Origin of the sequence: Shewanella metallivivens (assembly GCF_028750675.1) — a bacterium.
Lineage (GTDB): Bacteria > Pseudomonadota > Gammaproteobacteria > Enterobacterales > Shewanellaceae > Shewanella > Shewanella metallivivens.
In genome coordinates this window covers 490369-507154 of record NZ_JAQQPZ010000013.1, presented here as the reverse complement: position 1 = coordinate 507154, position 16786 = coordinate 490369, and the positions used below count along the sequence as shown (strand labels likewise).

Sequence of the window (16786 nt, the reverse complement as noted above, 5' to 3'; positions counted from 1 at the left end):
AATAATAAAGGTTGATAATTGGAATTTAAAAGGGGGTAAGGGCTACATCGATACGTTCAATGCACTCTTGTAGCTCAAAGACAAATACAGCACTGCCTGGACCGTGTTCAACATCTTTCCTTGTTAGCTCATAAGACCGACCTGAGTTAACAGCGGAAACAATTAACTGACCAACGTTCGATTCGACTAAATCATACTCAACAGAAATGGCAACTTCACCGGAATAAGGGCAGCCGTCATAACTGGTGTTGTTTAATACATCGAAAGATACAGATTGATTAGCTGCAATAGCAGGTAATCCTACAAAATAAAAAAACACCAAACCTATGTTCAATCTTCTTAATGTAGGGCAAAACATCCTTTTGTGCATATATTGAAATCCATTTGCAAGCTAAAGTTGCTGATTCTAGAATTTGAAGAAAATATGCCCAATTTTACATTCTGTCAACATAATAAAATCAACGTTTCAAAATTATTTTTTAACCACTAATCGAAGATAAAATCAAAGCGTTATCGATGATCGAGTTCTAGGTGAGTCACCATTAAATTTGTCGTTTTGCTATTGGTTATAATTAAATTTAATCGCCACATGCTCATGCTTTCTCTAAGTAGTGTTGTCTTGATACCTAGGTAAAACTGAGGGATCATCAAATTGATTATTATTCACTTCACTAGGCCTAATTGTTACTCATAACCGATTAGGGTTATTGAAGTATTTCAGCTAATTCAATGCTGCCGTCTCTAGTTGGCTTTTGGTGGTGGCTATCCAGCCACCCAATCCTGGATTGCCATAATAGTAAGTCTCTCCCGCCTTAGTGACGACTTCAAAATACTGAGGGCCATTCACTTGGCTGCCGCCTTTAGCCGTGATTTGCGAGAAATCATCGATCGCTTTTACATAGGTCGATTCTGGCGCACCATAAGTGATTAAAATTGGGATGCCGAATAAAATGCAGATTAGATAGATGAATTTTGCATGAGAAAATATAGGTCAAATGTAATCACTATTACGAACTTGAAATATCAGTTCTAACGAGGAATGGGGCACGAACGTGTCAGCTTCATTCCTCTGACACGTATATGGACATAAACAAATTAACAAAGGCGGAGCATTAGATTAAAGATGACGCCATATAACTAAACAGTGTAAAAAAATCAAACTCTAAAATCGGCTATCAGAAGAGATAACATAGCAAGTGTTAGTAAGTTCGTTACCGAATTACAGTACATGCACGTTTGAGCGCCAACGTCCCGTGTTCCATAATACCTTAACAGCTCTCCTAAGTGGTTAGCATTAGCCTTACGTGATATAAGGCAGGCTAGCACAACTATAATCACCACAATGATTAAGTCTGAGAACCGAGTTATGTATAAGAAGGTGCAAGGTCAGAAACCATTAATAATGGTGATACTTATATAGTAAATGTGAGAGCTATCCACTTTGTATATCATACAGTATAGTTAGTACGATAGCCCCCGTTGCGATCGACAATGTTAATTGGAACAAGCTAGAAAACTAGCATCATAGGTTCAGACAACTAAAAAGTTAAGCTTACTTATGATAACAATTTTAATCCCGTACTTTCTTAACAATAACTTGCGCGAAACACCCCTTTAAAACTATGATTCATCGTTCCTAACCAATTAACTCCCGAAATAACTATATTATCAATCCCAAAGCTCCTCATATCCTTTAATGAATAATCATAACCTTTGAGATTGACTATATTTAAATTGTGCAAAATAGTCATACCGATTGGCACCTGTGATAAACCACAAATTGAAATGCGGTGTTCAACTCCAATTTTTTCAAAAAATTCAACTTCTTGGCTTCGCCACTTGTTTGCAAACTCATCCCCAGAGTTTACTAGAGAACTTATACCTTCCTGAAAAGAGCTCCCATGCCACAACAATAGTGAATGCTCTTGAAGAATTTTTTTATTTCCAGCAGTGAATATATAATTTGCACATGAAGAAGCACACAGAGCACCTATCTTAACATCCAAATTGTTAGCGATAATCCAATTGCCTAATTCCATACTAGCAAAAACATCCCCGCCTTCGCTATTTATTTCTAACATCCCAATATTGTCGTTTGAATTAAATAATTTAAACAAGACTTCATTCTTACCCTGAGTAATTTCACCCTCATAAAACAAGATGTTGACAGAGGTATAAACTTCTGACTCTAATGCTTTTTCAAAATGCGGCTTCTGTGAAACGCATGAGCAAAGAACAAAAACAAAGCCCAACAAAAAAAACCTACTTAATATAAATGATTTTCTTTTCAAAGCTAATCTCCTTAAAATGCTCTAAAATTAAATCTCTACCAGCGATAACATCACAATGAAACCAAGGTGTTCTATCAATAAAAACAGGAATTTTTTTAAATGTATGAGTCCTGCCTCCGATGCTTATATCAAACGAATCAAGCATCTTCCCTCTAATATTATAATTCCCTTTAGAGTTACTTGACTGTACAGCTTGTGTTTTTAATTCAATAAGTTTGTTAAAGTGTTTACGGTAAAACTTAAAGTTTACCGATGACTTAGATGAGCCAGTGTCCAAGCAAACATTTACTTCTGAATCATCATAACCTGTTTTTGAGAGAAAGAATATTGTATCGAAGTCAAAATATAACTTTAATTCATTCCCAAGCACTCTAGCTGTTCCCGATGATTTTTCAGGTTTAAAAATTATGCGTTCATATAAAGAAAGATGTATAAGCCCTAATATGTCTTTAGGGTAATTAAGATATGGAAAATTATCATCATCGCAAACCACAAAGGTTTCATGGCTGTTGAGTAAATAATTAACTTTCGAGGTTGATATAGCATTGATGCACTTTTTTTTCCTAGTATCAAATATACTACCTGTGTCAACTGCAAACTTCCCTAGCGTTAACTCACCTTTGTTGTTAACGCTTAAGTGAGCTTCAGAAATTTTATGAAATTCCAGGTTTTTTACATAGCTAGTGAGCCCGTTAAAAGCTTGTATATCAAAACCAAGTCTAACCAACTCTTCTTTATACTTAAGAGTTTCAATTAGCGATTGATATGCCTTGGCATATTTCCCCATCCATATGAATGATGATGAAGTTATTTTATGGCAGTAATAAAGTGCCACAACATTGGTCTTATCATCACAAATAGAACATGATTTCACTTGAGCCTCTACGGCTTCAAAATCTCCTCGAGATAGTCTCTGATAAGACTGATATAGACAGCTCTGAGCAACATCAGGTTCAGGGTTTTGCTCTCCAAGCATCAGACTATTTAAAACTCTTTGCTCATAAGTTAAATCGCTACCACTAGCAAAAGAGTAGAACGAGGAGACTACCGCAAAAACAAAAAACAGACACGATTTCATAATCCCTCAAGACTAGAGAACAAGCTTCTTATATTTATGCCAGAAAGAGGCTATAGCTTTAAATAGCTCCCTTGCCATCGATTAGGCTCGCTGAGCAAGTTGAGAACATGCTTAACTTGCTCAGCAGAGTTCAATAAACTCGAGCTATGCCTCTTATAATCGACTAAAAGTAGATTTATGGCTCTTCATAACAAATGGAGCCTTCACAGTAAGCCTCACCCTTGTAGTAAGTTGACGCTGAAGCTTTTGAAATATTATTTTCTACAGCGGCAACAGTTATTACTCCGGACGATTGCTTTTCTAAATCAAATTTCACATCTGTATAATCAGCAACATCAACAAAATTATATGCCCAATTTTTCACAGAACTAGGATCTGAAAAATAATAGTCATCATTCAATCTGTGAACAGAAAAACTTTTCGCGCCAATTTGAGCGCCGCCTTGATACACTAAAACCTGAACCTCATCATTTTTAACACTAACAGTTGAGCCATTAACGCGTAAAGAAAAATCACTAAAATCAGTAGATGACCAGTCTTCAAATGTATAGCCCATAGTCTCTGCCAGCATATTTACTGAAGGCCTAAGAAAGTTCATAGCTTGCTGATACCATACCCCTTGTATCTTACAGCTAGCTGATGGCCCATTCCCCCCCCCCACTAATTTGACAAGACCAAGAACCAGTTGTTGCACAACCAGCAAGAGCCAATGAAAATAAGCTGATAGATAATAACTTTGTTTTAATCATAATTCCCTCTTGATTTACTTTAAACTTCCACTTAAAAATTCAGCTAGCATACCGTAGCAAAAAAAATAACTTTGTCAACCAGGCTTTCTTCACTTCAAATAAAATTACTAGGGTTAAATTTGATGAAAAACAATAGTATTCAATGATTTTATCAATACCTAGCACCGACATTTTTCATCTGCAAGCCAGGATGTAAGTAATTAGACTTATTTTTTCACCCGCAATATGAAAAAGTGAATTCATTAGGCTTTTTAGGTATAAATAGTTAGCCATACACCACAGTCTGAAAAATAGCGTGTAACTAGAGGTTATCCATTGGCAACGTTAAAACTTGTCAATGTAATCTTTTGCATAGCTAATTTATACTTCTAAAAGTGATTCAATAGTTTTCATCAATAACCTCCTCTAAGATCTCAGTAATAACAGAGATGCAAAATAGATGTAAACTTCTATTTAAACTTTCTAGTTTCAATTTTATGTAACTATGACGATTGGACGTGATAAGACCCCGATCTTATACACACTTAATAATTATATAATTGACCAAACTATGAGGTGTTCAGATGAGTGTTAAACATTACCCAGAATAATTTAAAATCCAGGCTGTTGAGCAAGTAACAAAGTATGGCCATCCATTAAGCTCCACTGCTGAGCGCTTAGGTGTCAGCTACAGATCGCTTTGTGATTGGGTAAAAAAGTACGATAAGCCTGAGAAGCTACGAAAACAAGAAACAGACCAAGCTGAAGAAAGCAGATCTAACGCGTGTCACCATGGAAAGAGAGTAACCGTCTAGCGAACCACACCTCGCATCGTTAATCTGCCTATTTGAAAATACCTGCTCAATGATAAATTCGGAGTAGGTGATGAAAACATACAGAACAGCGGCACAGTGGTTAGCGCTACTTCAGCAGCGCAGTAATTTTAAAGGCACTAATATTGAATTCTGCCAACACCATAATATCGCTATTACCACTTATTACAAACAGCGCGCCCTACTGGTTAAGCAGTCAAATCCAAACCTACCGCAGCAAACACTTAATGCCACTTCATCACGCTTTATTCAGTTAAAACAAACCACCACTGAAGTCTGCGCGCAAACTCATCAAAATGTGGTGCAGTTTGATATTTATACAGGCCAGTTAATGTTTCCAGCCAATTTAGCAACGAACGATATCGTTGCCATTATTAAAGGGCTAACGGCATGAAGATGTTTGTTGATGTGCCCACCGTTTATTTATGTGCCGATGTGGTCGATTTTCGTAAATCGATTAATGGATTAGCCGCCTTAGTGGAAGCAGAGCTTGAACTACCGGTGCTCAGTGGTGCGCTATTTGTGTTTTGTAATAAAGGCCGTGATAAACTCAAACTGCTGTACTGGGATAACACTGGCTTTGCCCTGTGGTATAAGCGATTAGATAAACATAAGTTCAAATGGCCTAAACTCATGTCACCCATCATGACATTAACCGAGCAACAATTACACTGGTTATTGTCGGGTTATGATGTGATTGGTCACAGCAAAATTGATGTCGCAGGTAAGCAAGTGCTTTAATTATTCAAAAGAGTTGGCGATCGATTGATGATCATCAAAAGACGTTCAGTTGGCACTGGAAAGCCTTTTGTTATGCCTTAAAATAGGCGTTATGAAAAATGAACTCGCCCTTAAACAGCGTATTGCTGAACTTGAAAAACTGTTAGCGCAGAAGGATGCACAAATCGCAGCCTTGGAAGAGCGCTGGCGTCTGGCCCAACAAAAACAATTCGGCAAAAGTGCTGAAGGCTTTGTAGGGCAAGGCGAGTTATTCAATGAAGTGGAAGAGATTATTGAAGCCGCTGAGGCTGAGCAACAATCCATTAGCTATACCCGTAAAAAGCCGGTGCGTAAGCCACTGCCAAAAGACTTACCCCGTGAGCAGGTTATTCACGATATCGAAGATAAAACCTGTCATTGTTGTGGCGGTGAATTACATAAAATGGGTGAAGACAAGTCAGAAAAGCTTGAGTTTATTCCCGCTCAAATCAAAGTGATTGAGCATATTCGTCCTAAATACGCTTGCCGTCACTGTGATAAATCCTCGACTCATACACCGATAACGCAAGCCTCAATGCCTGCCATGCCTATCAACAAAGGCATTGCAACGAGCAGTTTGCTCAGTCAGCTTATCACCAGTAAATACCAATATGGGTTACCGCTTTATCGCCAGGAAGCGATGTTCAAGCAATACGGTATTGAGCTCAGTCGCCAAACCATGAGCAGCTGGATAGACAAATCCGCCACACTCTTCGCGCCACTCGTTGAGCGGCTTAAAGCCGAACTGCTAAAGCAGCCCACGTTGTTTGCCGATGAAACGCCATTAAAAGTGGTGAAATCAGATAAAGTGAACAGCTACATGTGGGTGTATTGCTCAGGTAGGGATTCACCAGACCCGAATAATCCTATCCCTAATATCGTGCTTTACGACTTCCACAATAGTCGCGCTGCCGCGTACGTGGTCAATTACCTTGATGGATATCAAGGGTATTTACATGTGGATGGTTATCAAGCTTATGAAAAAACACAGGCAACCTTAACTGGCTGTTGGGCGCATGCTCGTCGTAAATTTATCGACGCGAAAAAGCTACAAGGGAAAAATAAAACCGGCAAAGCCGATGTGGTATTGAGCCTTATCCAAAAACTGTACGCTGTTGAGTCACGTGTTAAAGATAAATGTGCGGCTGATAAATACACGACAAGACAACAAGTCAGTGTGCCAATACTGGACAAGCTCAAAGCATGGCTTGAGCAAAACCAACCGAATTTAGTAGGTAATACCAAACTGATAGAGGCGGCTAATTACCTGGCTAATCAATGGCACAAACTCATTTGTTATGTTGATGATGGCAGACTGAGTATTGATAATAATCGTGCAGAGCGAGCGGTAAAACCATTTGTGATAGGCCGCAAAAATTGGTTATTTAGCCACACGGCAAATGGGGCTCATGCTAGTGCAACACTTTACAGCATTGTGGAAACCGCAAAGGTAAATGGCTTAGTGCCATTTGATTACATCATGGCTTGCCTTAATGAGCTGTGCCAGACAGCACCTAATATCGACAGCCTGTTACCATGGAATGTTAAAAAGTAGGTGTAGATGCCCAGACGCTTACGAAACATTAACTGGCCTGTGCGGATATCAAACTGCACCACATTTTGATGAGTTTGCGCGCAGACTTCAGTGGTGGTTTGTTTTAACTGAATAAAGCGTGATGAAGTGGCATTAAGTGTTTGCTGCGGTAGGTTTGGATTTGACTGCTTAACCAGTAGGGCCCGCTGTTTGTAATAAGTGGTAATAGCGATATTATGGTGTTGGCAGAATTCAATATTAGTGCCTTTAAAATTACTGCGCTGCTGAAGTAGCGCTAACCACTGTGCCGCTGTTCTGTATGTTTTCATCATCTGCTCCGAATTTATCATTGAGCAGGTATTTTCAAATAGTCAGATTAACGATGCGAGGTGTGGTTCGCTAGACGGTTACTTTTAAGATGGAGTTTATCTTGTCTCATTTTTCCATTGACCGATTATTACCTTTCCCCGTTACACCTTGTTAACTCATTTTGGGGCATTAATGCGTTAGTGCAAAGGATCTAAAAATGGGTAGTGGGATTAGTAAATGTATGGGTATCAAATAAAGTTTACACTGCCCCCAAATATCTACCATCGCTGCCGTAGACAAAGCCTGTGACTGTCCCGTTTATGTTACTGGAGCTGCTAGGGCCGCAGCCCGTGATGGTTAATGGCTTGTCCATGGGTCGTAGGTCATGGTCTAGGAATGTTTACCCTGACCCCACTAAATTTTTGATATGAGCATCCAGCTTTAATACCTTTAAATCCTATTGGAAAACATACCCAATCATCGTTATAGCCATAAAACTATAAGGTCCATTATCCTGAATCGCGATTGGTACTAAAGAGTTGGATAAGTCATTGTATTAAGATTACAAAAGAAGCACAATTCTAACATAATTTGATTGTTATCACGGAACGAAAATGAGTGAATTTATCTACCAAGGAAGTAGCCATATCTCTGAAAAAGACTTTAAAAGTCATTTAGGCTCTTTATGCCAATTAGAAAACATAGGAGTCCTTCTTGGCGCTGGTGCATCAGTAGGGTGTGGCGGCATGACAATGAAAGATGTATGGCTTGATGCAATAGATAGTACGCCTAATCTACCCACTGAATTACTTGTTTTTAAACTCATAACTCAAGAAAATGTTAATAATCAAGATGTAAATGTGGAGCAACTTTTAGATCAAGTAACTCAATATTTATCGGTATACAAAAAAACATCACCATTAAACACCGAGACAGATTTTGAGTCCCAACCAGTAGGCAAGCTTCAGAAAATCTTACTTTGCTTATATCAATCAGTAACCAAAGCTGCACTACTGGTAGGGCAAGAAGCCTTCGGAGATGAAGGCCTAGGATCACAAGATAAATTCAAATATCACCGAGAGTTACTTGAAAAACTAATTTCGAATCGCCAACCTGGTCAAGCGGCTCCGATGCTATTTACCACCAACTATGATCTTTCTTTAGAGTGGGCAGCTGAAGAAATAGGCATTCAACTTGTTAATGGTTTCTCAGGACTTCACACAAGAACTTTTCAGCCCCAAAATTTTGATTTGAGCTTTAGAAACGTCAATGCTAAAGGTGAGGCTAGATTTGGGCACTATCATGCCTATTTGCATAAATTACATGGTTCACTATCATGGATTCAAGAGCATGACCGCGATATTAAGGAGATTCCTTCTGCTCTAGCGAAAAGCCGTTATATAGATCCATTGTTAAGTGGTGAATCTGTATATGATAAGCAATTCTTAATTTATCCTGGTGCTAATAAGTATCACCATACAATCGGCTTTGTATATGGTGAGATGTTTCGTCGTTTTAGTGAGTTCCTCTCAAAGCCTCAAACAGCTATTTTTGTAAACGGATATGGGTTCGGCGATTACCACATTAATAGGATAATTCTTGGAGCTCTGCTCAACCCTTCACTTCATATTGTTATTTTCTATCCTGAACTCGATACTATATCGACGACCCTGAATTTGAACGAAGCTCAAAAATGTATCAAAAAACTTAAATCTTTGTCATTAAATCAAATCACAATTGTAGGCGGAGATGCAAAAGCTTACTTCGACTCATTTGTTAAATACATTCCAAAACCAGTATTATTTCCCAGAGATACTTCCACACAAGAGCTTATCTCCGCTATAAATGATTTAGTTCAAAGTGGTAATCAGATATGAGCATAGAAACCGTCGATTCTATTGGGTATGTGGTTGCGCTTGAAGGTACAAAAATTCGCGTTAACTTACTTGAGGGTCACAAAGGTCAATTAGCATCTCACCGACGAGGGGTAAGCTCGGTCTCTCAACCTGGCGATTTAATTGGATTAGATGCTGGCACTAACCTTGTTATTGCTAGAGTCACTGATATGGCATTTGTTGATCCCGACAAGGCTCATTCATCTAATGTGGGCACAATGAATGTAACAGATACCCCTCTAAGGCAACTCATTGCATATTCTGTTGGCTATGTATTTCAGGAGGGTGACACTCGAAAATTTATTTCAGAGAACTGGAAATTACCAACATTAGGTGCAAAAGCTATTCCCCTTTCGAGCGACTATCTAGAAACTATCTATGGCGTAAATGAAGATGAAAAAGGCTCAACAATTGAACTAGGGAGAGACTCAAGAACTAAAACGACGAGTATCAATGCTGGCCTCAACTCTCTACTTTCAAGACATTTGGCTGTTCTTGGTAGTACAGGTTATGGGAAATCAAATTTTAATGCACTGTTATCACAAAGAATACGTGAAAAATTCACAAAATCCAGAATCGTTATTTTCGATATAAATGGTGAATATACTGATGCATTTATTGGTCAAAAACGAGTCAAAGAGACCATATTAGGTAGTATCTCACCTCCTTCAACTAATTCGGCTGGATTTGCACCAGTAGCGCCACCTCCTATTTTTGATGGTAAATACCCTGTCTATCATCAAATACCTTATCAAGCATTTGGCTATGCAGGCTTAATAAAATTATTAAGACCAAGCGATAAAACACAATTACCAGCTCTACGCAATGCATTGAAGTCACTTCATATGGTTTGTACGTGTCAGAACGGATTGATATGGACCGCTGAAACAATACCACCTTCGACAACTGCAAATTGGTTCGAGTTAGTTGATGACTGTCGACAAGATGGACAAGATCACTTAAGTCAGTGGTTGAAAAAGTTGAGAAGCAATGCACTTGGACATTTCCCAACTTGGCCTCCTTTTAAAGCGCTAGCAAACCTTGTTGCTGAGTTCGGATGTCAAGCATTCACACCTCAAGGCGCAAGCAAAAGAGATGCTTTTAGTTATGGTAATGTATTGCCATTAGTTAAGATTATCCAGCAACTCGTAGATGACCCTAGATTCAACAATGTAGTTAACTTATCTGGAGGACAAGCAATTACGAACCCAGCGACTATGTGGAATAAAGAAGTTGAAAATGAAGTTGATTATATTTTTGGTAAAAAATCTGGGGAGCCACAAGATTGGGATGTTCATATCATTAACTTAAAAAACATAGCAGATGATCATGCCCCAATGATTTTAGGTTCACTTTTAGAAATGTACTCTGATGTATTATTTAAAAGAGGCCAAGATCAGAATTATCCAACCATGCTTCTTTTAGAGGAAGCCCATCACTACCTTAGAGATCCCTTCGCAGAAGAAGGAACTCAGCTTAAAGCATACGAAAGGCTTGCAAAAGAAGGGCGTAAATTTAATTGTTCTTTACTTGTTAGCACTCAACGCCCATCAGAGCTCTCTTCGACAGTGCTGGCCATGTGTTCAAATTGGATCTCTCTGCGCTTAACTAATGAGCGAGACATCAATGCATTAAGACATGCGATAGAAAATGGCAATGAGTATACTCTCAGCGAAATATCTGGTTTACCCAGAGGTGACGCTATCGGTTTCGGCTCGACATTCAATATTCCTGTTAGGTTTACGATTGATAAAGCGGAGCCTAGCCCTAAGTCTTCAGATGCTGCATTTGCTTCTATATGGTCGACATAAATTATTTTGATATATCAATTGGGATCCATTTGTTTTAGCACCTCATAAGCCTGCTTAAGCTCACTAACCTGAGAACCAAATATCTCAGCATAAGCTTTGGCCGCGACATCTGGCATATAGCCCTCAAATGGATCGCTTTCGTTATAGCTTTCCAAAGCGGTGAAATATAATTTTTGGGTTTCTAACAAGTTAATCAATTTATCGAGCAACATATAGCGCCAAAGAGCCTCATCTAACGATGCACTTTCCCCAATTGTTACTTCCATATTTCTCCAAACCTCAATGTAAACATAACGTTTGATTAGTGTGCGCGTTTATCTCATTAGAACAGTGAAAGCGCGTATAGTTAACTATATGTATTGCAGAGAACTTATCAGCTTTCCATCAAATACACCAACTGGAAAAACGTGCAAGCTAATGAGTTTAAAAACACTCAAAACCCATTAGGCTTTAATACGACTATATACCTATCCAGTTTCTAACAATCCAATAAAGAGCTAAAAGCAGGGTTAATAGATGAGACTTTGTAGGGTAACTCATTCGTCAGTTTGCGATTGTTCAAAGGTGTTCTAACAAGCTTTGGGGCAACAAAAGCGTGTTAGATTCTCAACTCTAATTTTTGGATATCGCATTAAAATTTCTATGGGTAACCTTTTGCTAAAAACGCAATAAAATAGCTGGCAAAAAACAAGTAAAAGCCAGCTGTTATTTTCCGTTTGAGCAACTTGATACCTATTCTTCCTCGTAACTTTCATCTATTTCTCGTGCAATACTTTCGAAGCTTTTGTGATTTTCTTGTAGGTAGTACAAGTAAATTCTGGCGTCATGCTCAGAAAAATCCTTAGTATTTGAGTTGGTCAAATAATCTTTTACTCGCTCAATGCCATGAAAATATTCATCAAGGTCGTACTTAGTATAATCAGTAAGCTCGTTTCTTTCTTGCAGTGCACCTTGAAACTCATTATATGTTTTTTTAATCGACTCAAGCATTTTAAAACCAAAGGAGACATTTGAGCTCGAAGGCGAGTAAATAGCTTGTCCTACTTTCTCAAACATATATCTCATTGTTGAGTCAAGGATGTCTACTAGCGGTTTTTCCATAAATTTAGCCTTATGCTTTTCGTCAATTTCTCGAAGCCTTTCATTAATTGATAGATATGCTGTATTGATGCCCATCAGCTGTGTTTCTGCAATTTCCGAAAAATCTACGTCGATGAATTCACTTTTACCCTCATCGTAGAAACGAGCAAGGGTGAAACCACCTTTGCTCATAGAAATACGAGATATGTGATTAAAGTACGTTGTTTTCTTTACGTGATTCTTTGTTGGGTGACCTATTGAGGCATTTCTAACTGCTCTAATACCTTTTAATTCTTCTGACAGTTTATATGGTACATCAAATGCTTCTGATAAATGATTCATTGCATCTTGCTGTATAAATAACGCTTGTAGTAGCCCGTATGTATAGATATACGATAATCCAGTTTCATCAGGATATTCCGATTTAAAGTAGCTTTGCAATGCCAAGCCAGTGTCACCAAGGGTATCTAATGAACTACATATTTGATTCCAGTTATCTAACTCTGAAATCAAAACCTTCTGATATCTATGAGTATTTATATGATCACGTACCTGTTTTTCGATATCGAAGAATATGGTAAGACTTTCTTCAATTTTGCTCATCTATCGCAAATCCTTTCAATAGGTATAGTGCCTTAAAAATTGGCGAAAATTGTGGGCTAAACTTGAGCGTAGCGAAAATAGACTGCGGTTTTTAGTCTAATTAATCAAATTGTTATAAACCTTTGATTAATGACTTCCAATCTACGTATTTACCTATGTTTTTGAGGTTTGAATCGTCAATATGACGACCTTTTAACTCATTACGACAATCATCGACGTATGAGCAAATCGTTTGGTAGATTTCTGCGTTTGTTGCCTCTTTGTAAAACGAATTCTCAGGAGCTAATTTATGAGTTACATATTTGAACTGCTTAGTTCTCGATTTAACAAACCGTTTTTTATCATCTTGCCAATATTCGCCTCTAATTTGTGAACCTAAAATATGTAGTTTAATAAAACCTATTATCTCATTATATTCCCAAGCTCCACCATAATTTTCATGTATTGCATTTTTATAATTACTTAAATAATCTGGATTATCTTCACAATACTTCCTTTTAAATTCAGCATCCGAACCACCAAAGATCCTATTTTCAGTAAATATACTTCTCTGTTCGTAATATATTTCACGTTTAATTCTATAAACAGGTATTGTCATTAAATCAATTTGATACATTCAGACTCTCAGTTACGAATTAGGTGTATAACGCTTTGCTCACCGGAAAAGTAGGAGCGCATGCGAGTAATTTTCCGAGTGCAGCAACTTGATACTTATGAGCCCTCTCCCTAGCAAGCCGCATCAGTAGTATGCTTAAGGTGACTAAACAACAGGAGAAAGCTCAATGAAATTTTATAATAACTCACATCCATACTACTGTGGTATTGATTTACATGCACGTTTAATTTCGTCTGTATCATTGATTCTAAAGGGGAAGTTGTAGGCCATAAAAAATAGGTGCCTGTAAAGATGACTTACTGCTCATTTTGGAACCGCTGTAACGTTCGTATGGATAAGCCAATTTCTTCACAGGCCCTCTCTTTTCTTGCGCCTGAGGTAACAGCTTCATCAATCAAGGATGCGTAATGCTGCCTATCTGTGAGTGAGGTTAACTGTCCTCGTCTTCCCCCCAGTAGGCATTTAACTTTTTTTTCAGTACCAATGATGCTGCGGTTTCAGCAAGCGCTGCATCTTTACGCTTTAGTTCTCTTTCTAGCTCTTTAATCCGCTTATGATCGGCCTTTCGCTCTTGGGCTAATTGCTTACGCACCTGAGCTTGCGTTTGATCAACCGCAATACAGCTTTGCTTCCACTCTTTAACTTGTTCAGGGTAAAGCCCTTTTTCACGGCAATACTGACTTAATTCAATTTCGCTCAATGCTGCCGTTTCTAAAACAACTGAAAACGTTTGCTCTGGTGACCAATCATCAGAACGATTACTACCTGCCAAACCCGCACCTGCTTTTAAATACTTATTTTGCCAAGAATACAAAGTCGATAAGTTGATATTCTCGCTTTGCGAATTGACTTAATGATAAGCCACTTTCAAGGAGCTTTCTAACGGCGTTTGGCATCCAATTTGCGGTCAAAACTGCTTCTTGCCTGCTAGTTTTTATAAGTTTACTTCTTGATTCAAGCCGAAAGAACGATTTCAAAAAATTGTGTGAAGCATGATTATCTGCTCATCATTAATCTATCAACTTTTAACTTTAATATTTTAACCTCTTGCTCGAGGTCATCCCTTTCTGCTTGATAGAAAGCAATACTTTGTAAAGCTTTGTCACGCTGCCTTGTCATATCCTTTAGTTGATTTCGTAAGTACCTATTGTCATCTCTTAAAGATCTGTGCTTATTCGTTTCGAGAAATTTATTATGGCTATACCCCTCTTTAATCAGTTTATTATGTGTCTCAATGGCTTCTCGAATGTGCGCATTCCAAGGGCTATTTAGCGCCATATTACTTTTTAGACCGGCACCACTCCATATTTCCTTATACGTCCATGTAACCTCAGGCTTAGCTTTATGCAGTAGCTCTACCTGTTGCCATAAAGCTTTAGTATTATTATGTTTTGTTTCTTCTCTGTTCTTAAGTAGGCCGTTGTGATTACCACGTGACAAAGATTTAGACATTAATGACCTCAGCTTTATCTAGCTGTTCAATCAGCTTGTTAATTTCAATGTTCCTAGAGTTTAAATAGGATGTCTTAGGCAAACTTGATTTAAAAAATGTTAACAATCTCTCATTTTCACGTTTACGCCACAATAGGGTTCTGCGCATACCATCCGCTGATATTACTGAATTATTACAATCAGCGGGCCTGCAAGCCGTTTTATCACCACCACAAAGAGCCTTTTGTGGTCTATACATACATAGACCATCATCCGTTTGCTCAATAAGAGCTTTATTAGGAAGACTTTGCAGAAAAATTTCACGTTCAGCCTTAGTCATCCCTTTAAACTCTTTTCTAAGTTGCTTTACCTCATCGGCACCGCCACCAATTATAGGTATTTGATTCGAATAAAGTTCTGCATATAGTTCTTCAGAAAGTATAAATTTTTCTTGTTGTAACTCAATATAAATGTTTGGGTCACCGTATATTTTAGTCATTTCGGGGTCATAGTGTTTGAGTTGATCTTGGATGGCTTTGATTCCCAAGCCTTGTCGAGTCATAATTCTAGCGAATTTTTTCCTAAACTGGTGGCTTGCTATGTACCAGACCTCATTATTATATGTAATGTTATTGTGATTGAGGTATTGACGTAACATAGTATTCATACTCATATTCGATACTTGATATGGACTTCGATTAGCCTTTTGAACAAATAAATAGTCCTTATTTGAGGTGTAACGGTTACTCAAGCCTAGTTTTAATTTATCCATTATTTGTTTAATAAAAGGCAATGTTTGCCATTTATACTTTGTCGGTTCTGCTTCTAGTTTCGTTGTTTGTGAAATAACAAAACTAATAACCTGTTCGTATCCATTGTGGTTCAAAGTTTCAGATTTGAAATTGTGTTCATTCCTGATACGCAAAATCTCATGGATTCTCATGCCGGTAAACAATGCAATGAGAATGTAACCAGCTGACATCAATCTGTTTTGAAAAGAATTTATTTCATGATGGTTTGTAAACCCGAAATCGGAATATGGAAATGTTTTTTTAACAATGGGTTCGTAGTATGCGGTACCGTCATCTCTGTATTTCTTTTTGTATTTTCTAATAGATATAAATTTTTCTCTTGCTAGGTTCACTTCATGTAATATTTTGTAAGTTTCAATATCTCTGATAGCAGCATGATAGAGTTTTTTGGCTACAGAATCAGGCATTTCAGATGTAGTTCTTTCTTGTCGACCAATTACCTTATTTGCATTAATTCTAGCCCATTCAGATTCAGACATACCTTCTAGCAAGTGAACCGTCAAACCGTCTCTCATCTTGTGAGATTGCTTTTGTAAATGGCCAAACCCACGAACTCGACTCAATAAAGTTCTGTTTGTTATTTCAAGGCCATTTTTATGAGTTTCATTCAGAATTTCACTTTGAATACATGAGGCATCAAATTCAGTAATATCTGATAATTTTAAAATTTTATTATCATACATATATGAAAGTATACGTTTTAACCCATGAGTGAGTAATTTTGTCAATGTTGATGTTTTGGGGTTGGAGGGGAGGGGGTTAAAGATTAATTGCTCTATAAAATCCTTTGCAACAGCAAGATATTGTTCATTATGTTGACTACATACGTTTGTTCCATCGTTAAATACTAACTTTTCAAAATTAAATGTCACATCACATTTTTTTAATTTTGGGTTCTCGTAACTAAAGTCCCACTTATTATCAGAATATTTAGAGTGTTTTGAAATCTGCTTATTTTTTATCTCTGGTGCTGCATTTCTCTCTTGATTCGATATGTTTATCATGG

At 37.8% G+C, this 16786-nt stretch carries 17 protein-coding genes and 2 pseudogenes; 7 read left to right on the top strand and 12 right to left on the bottom strand.

The window, feature by feature from the left end; translation table 11 throughout:
- Positions 1 to 25: 25 nt before the first annotated feature.
- The 5 genes from PQR79_RS14880 to PQR79_RS14860 all read right to left on the bottom strand — a co-directional run bounded on the left by PQR79_RS14880 (position 26) and on the right by PQR79_RS14860 (position 4063).
- A complete protein-coding gene (locus PQR79_RS14880) occupies positions 26 to 370 on the bottom strand; it encodes a hypothetical protein (RefSeq protein ID WP_188741251.1) in 345 nt (114 codons plus the stop codon).
- 351 nt (positions 371 to 721) lie between these two features.
- Positions 722 to 847, bottom strand: a complete 126-nt coding sequence (locus PQR79_RS14875) for a hypothetical protein (protein WP_268237051.1) — start codon at positions 845 to 847, stop codon at positions 722 to 724.
- 739 nt (positions 848 to 1586) lie between these two features.
- The gene (locus PQR79_RS14870; protein ID WP_238107775.1) at positions 1587 to 2291 is read right to left on the bottom strand and encodes a Clp protease/crotonase-like domain-containing protein; all 705 of its coding nucleotides are present in this window, start codon (positions 2289 to 2291) and stop codon (positions 1587 to 1589) included.
- The gene (locus PQR79_RS14865) at positions 2263 to 3369 is read right to left on the bottom strand and encodes a pepsin/retropepsin-like aspartic protease family protein (RefSeq protein WP_238107774.1); all 1107 of its coding nucleotides are present in this window, start codon (positions 3367 to 3369) and stop codon (positions 2263 to 2265) included. The genes PQR79_RS14870 and PQR79_RS14865 overlap by 29 nt, the downstream gene beginning before the upstream one ends.
- Positions 3370 to 3544: 175 nt before the next feature.
- The gene (locus tag PQR79_RS14860; protein WP_238107772.1) at positions 3545 to 4063 is read right to left on the bottom strand and encodes a hypothetical protein; all 519 of its coding nucleotides are present in this window, start codon (positions 4061 to 4063) and stop codon (positions 3545 to 3547) included.
- Between the two features lie 651 nt (positions 4064 to 4714).
- On the opposite strand from PQR79_RS14860, the gene PQR79_RS20305 reads away from it, so the two are divergent.
- From PQR79_RS20305 to tnpC, 4 genes are all read left to right on the top strand, one after another.
- The gene (locus PQR79_RS20305; protein WP_368389134.1) at positions 4715 to 4912 is read left to right on the top strand and encodes a transposase; all 198 of its coding nucleotides are present in this window, start codon (positions 4715 to 4717) and stop codon (positions 4910 to 4912) included.
- A 70-nt stretch (positions 4913 to 4982) separates the two neighbouring features.
- Positions 4983 to 5324: an IS66 family insertion sequence element accessory protein TnpB gene (locus PQR79_RS14855; protein WP_238107813.1), complete on the top strand. Its 342-nt coding sequence runs from the start codon at positions 4983 to 4985 to the stop codon at positions 5322 to 5324.
- Positions 5321 to 5671, top strand: coding sequence for an IS66 family insertion sequence element accessory protein TnpB (gene tnpB / locus PQR79_RS14850; protein WP_238107771.1), 351 nt, complete (start codon positions 5321 to 5323; stop codon positions 5669 to 5671). Before PQR79_RS14855 ends, tnpB begins: the two co-directional genes overlap by 4 nt.
- Before the next feature lie 91 nt (positions 5672 to 5762).
- Positions 5763 to 7244 (top strand): IS66 family transposase, encoded by a 1482-nt coding sequence (gene tnpC, locus PQR79_RS14845; RefSeq protein ID WP_238107812.1) that lies wholly within the window; start codon positions 5763 to 5765, stop codon positions 7242 to 7244.
- On the opposite strand, the gene PQR79_RS14840 is transcribed toward tnpC, so the two are convergent.
- A complete protein-coding gene (locus PQR79_RS14840) occupies positions 7163 to 7555 on the bottom strand; it encodes an IS66 family insertion sequence element accessory protein TnpB (protein WP_274408561.1) in 393 nt (130 codons plus the stop codon). The genes tnpC and PQR79_RS14840 overlap by 82 nt on opposite strands.
- Positions 7556 to 8146: 591 nt before the next feature.
- Between PQR79_RS14840 and PQR79_RS14835 the strand changes: the two genes are divergently transcribed.
- Positions 8147 to 9409 (top strand): SIR2 family anti-phage-associated protein, encoded by a 1263-nt coding sequence (locus PQR79_RS14835; RefSeq protein ID WP_238107769.1) that lies wholly within the window; start codon positions 8147 to 8149, stop codon positions 9407 to 9409.
- Positions 9406 to 11238 carry an anti-phage-associated helicase HerA gene (gene herA / locus PQR79_RS14830; RefSeq protein ID WP_238107768.1) on the top strand — a complete coding sequence of 611 codons (1833 nt, stop codon included), beginning with the start codon at positions 9406 to 9408 and terminating at the stop codon, positions 11236 to 11238. Before PQR79_RS14835 ends, herA begins: the two co-directional genes overlap by 4 nt.
- A gap of 14 nt (positions 11239 to 11252) precedes the next feature.
- Here the strand turns inward: herA and PQR79_RS14825 are convergent, their stop codons facing one another.
- The 3 genes from PQR79_RS14825 to PQR79_RS14815 all read right to left on the bottom strand — a co-directional run bounded on the left by PQR79_RS14825 (position 11253) and on the right by PQR79_RS14815 (position 13537).
- Entirely contained in the window at positions 11253 to 11504 is a 252-nt protein-coding gene (locus PQR79_RS14825) for a hypothetical protein (protein WP_150138997.1), read from the bottom strand.
- A 466-nt stretch (positions 11505 to 11970) separates the two neighbouring features.
- Positions 11971 to 12921 (bottom strand): hypothetical protein, encoded by a 951-nt coding sequence (locus PQR79_RS14820; RefSeq protein ID WP_238107767.1) that lies wholly within the window; start codon positions 12919 to 12921, stop codon positions 11971 to 11973.
- A gap of 112 nt (positions 12922 to 13033) precedes the next feature.
- Positions 13034 to 13537, bottom strand: coding sequence for a hypothetical protein (locus tag PQR79_RS14815; protein ID WP_160054391.1), 504 nt, complete (start codon positions 13535 to 13537; stop codon positions 13034 to 13036).
- A gap of 166 nt (positions 13538 to 13703) precedes the next feature.
- On the opposite strand from PQR79_RS14815, the pseudogene PQR79_RS14810 reads away from it, so the two are divergent.
- Positions 13704 to 13854, top strand: a pseudogene (locus tag PQR79_RS14810) (IS110 family transposase); the annotation flags it as partial.
- Here the strand turns inward: PQR79_RS14810 and PQR79_RS20315 are convergent.
- From PQR79_RS20315 to PQR79_RS14795, 3 genes and pseudogenes are all read right to left on the bottom strand, one after another.
- Positions 13849 to 14096 (bottom strand): annotated as a pseudogene (locus PQR79_RS20315) (IS3 family transposase); the annotation flags it as partial. The pseudogenes PQR79_RS14810 and PQR79_RS20315 overlap by 6 nt on opposite strands.
- 437 nt (positions 14097 to 14533) lie before the next feature.
- On the bottom strand, positions 14534 to 14989 hold the full coding sequence (locus PQR79_RS14800; protein WP_160054393.1) for a hypothetical protein: 456 nt from the start codon (positions 14987 to 14989) through the stop codon (positions 14534 to 14536).
- Positions 14982 to 16784, bottom strand: coding sequence for a tyrosine-type recombinase/integrase (locus PQR79_RS14795; protein ID WP_160054394.1), 1803 nt, complete (start codon positions 16782 to 16784; stop codon positions 14982 to 14984). Before PQR79_RS14795 ends, PQR79_RS14800 begins: the two co-directional genes overlap by 8 nt.
- Positions 16785 to 16786: the final 2 nt, after the last annotated feature.

Bases quoted from the DNA above. Each gene is read 5' to 3' on its own strand.
- PQR79_RS14800 (WP_160054393.1), bottom strand. From the start codon at position 14,989: ATGTCTAAATCTTTGTCACGTGGTAATCACAACGGCCTACTTAAGAAC.
- PQR79_RS14835 (WP_238107769.1), top strand. From the start codon at position 8,147: ATGAGTGAATTTATCTACCAAGGAAGTAGCCATATCTCTGAAAAAGAC.
- PQR79_RS14880 (WP_188741251.1), bottom strand. From the start codon at position 370: ATGCACAAAAGGATGTTTTGCCCTACATTAAGAAGATTGAACATAGGT.
- tnpB (WP_238107771.1), top strand. From the start codon at position 5,321: ATGAAGATGTTTGTTGATGTGCCCACCGTTTATTTATGTGCCGATGTG.
- PQR79_RS14855 (WP_238107813.1), top strand. From the start codon at position 4,983: ATGAAAACATACAGAACAGCGGCACAGTGGTTAGCGCTACTTCAGCAG.
- PQR79_RS14815 (WP_160054391.1), bottom strand. From the start codon at position 13,537: ATGTATCAAATTGATTTAATGACAATACCTGTTTATAGAATTAAACGT.
- herA (WP_238107768.1), top strand. From the start codon at position 9,406: ATGAGCATAGAAACCGTCGATTCTATTGGGTATGTGGTTGCGCTTGAA.
- PQR79_RS14865 (WP_238107774.1), bottom strand. From the start codon at position 3,369: ATGAAATCGTGTCTGTTTTTTGTTTTTGCGGTAGTCTCCTCGTTCTAC.
- PQR79_RS14840 (WP_274408561.1), bottom strand. From the start codon at position 7,555: ATGATGAAAACATACAGAACAGCGGCACAGTGGTTAGCGCTACTTCAG.
- PQR79_RS14795 (WP_160054394.1), bottom strand. From the start codon at position 16,784: ATGATAAACATATCGAATCAAGAGAGAAATGCAGCACCAGAGATAAAA.
- tnpC (WP_238107812.1), top strand. From the start codon at position 5,763: ATGAAAAATGAACTCGCCCTTAAACAGCGTATTGCTGAACTTGAAAAA.
- PQR79_RS14825 (WP_150138997.1), bottom strand. From the start codon at position 11,504: ATGGAAGTAACAATTGGGGAAAGTGCATCGTTAGATGAGGCTCTTTGG.
- PQR79_RS14820 (WP_238107767.1), bottom strand. From the start codon at position 12,921: ATGAGCAAAATTGAAGAAAGTCTTACCATATTCTTCGATATCGAAAAA.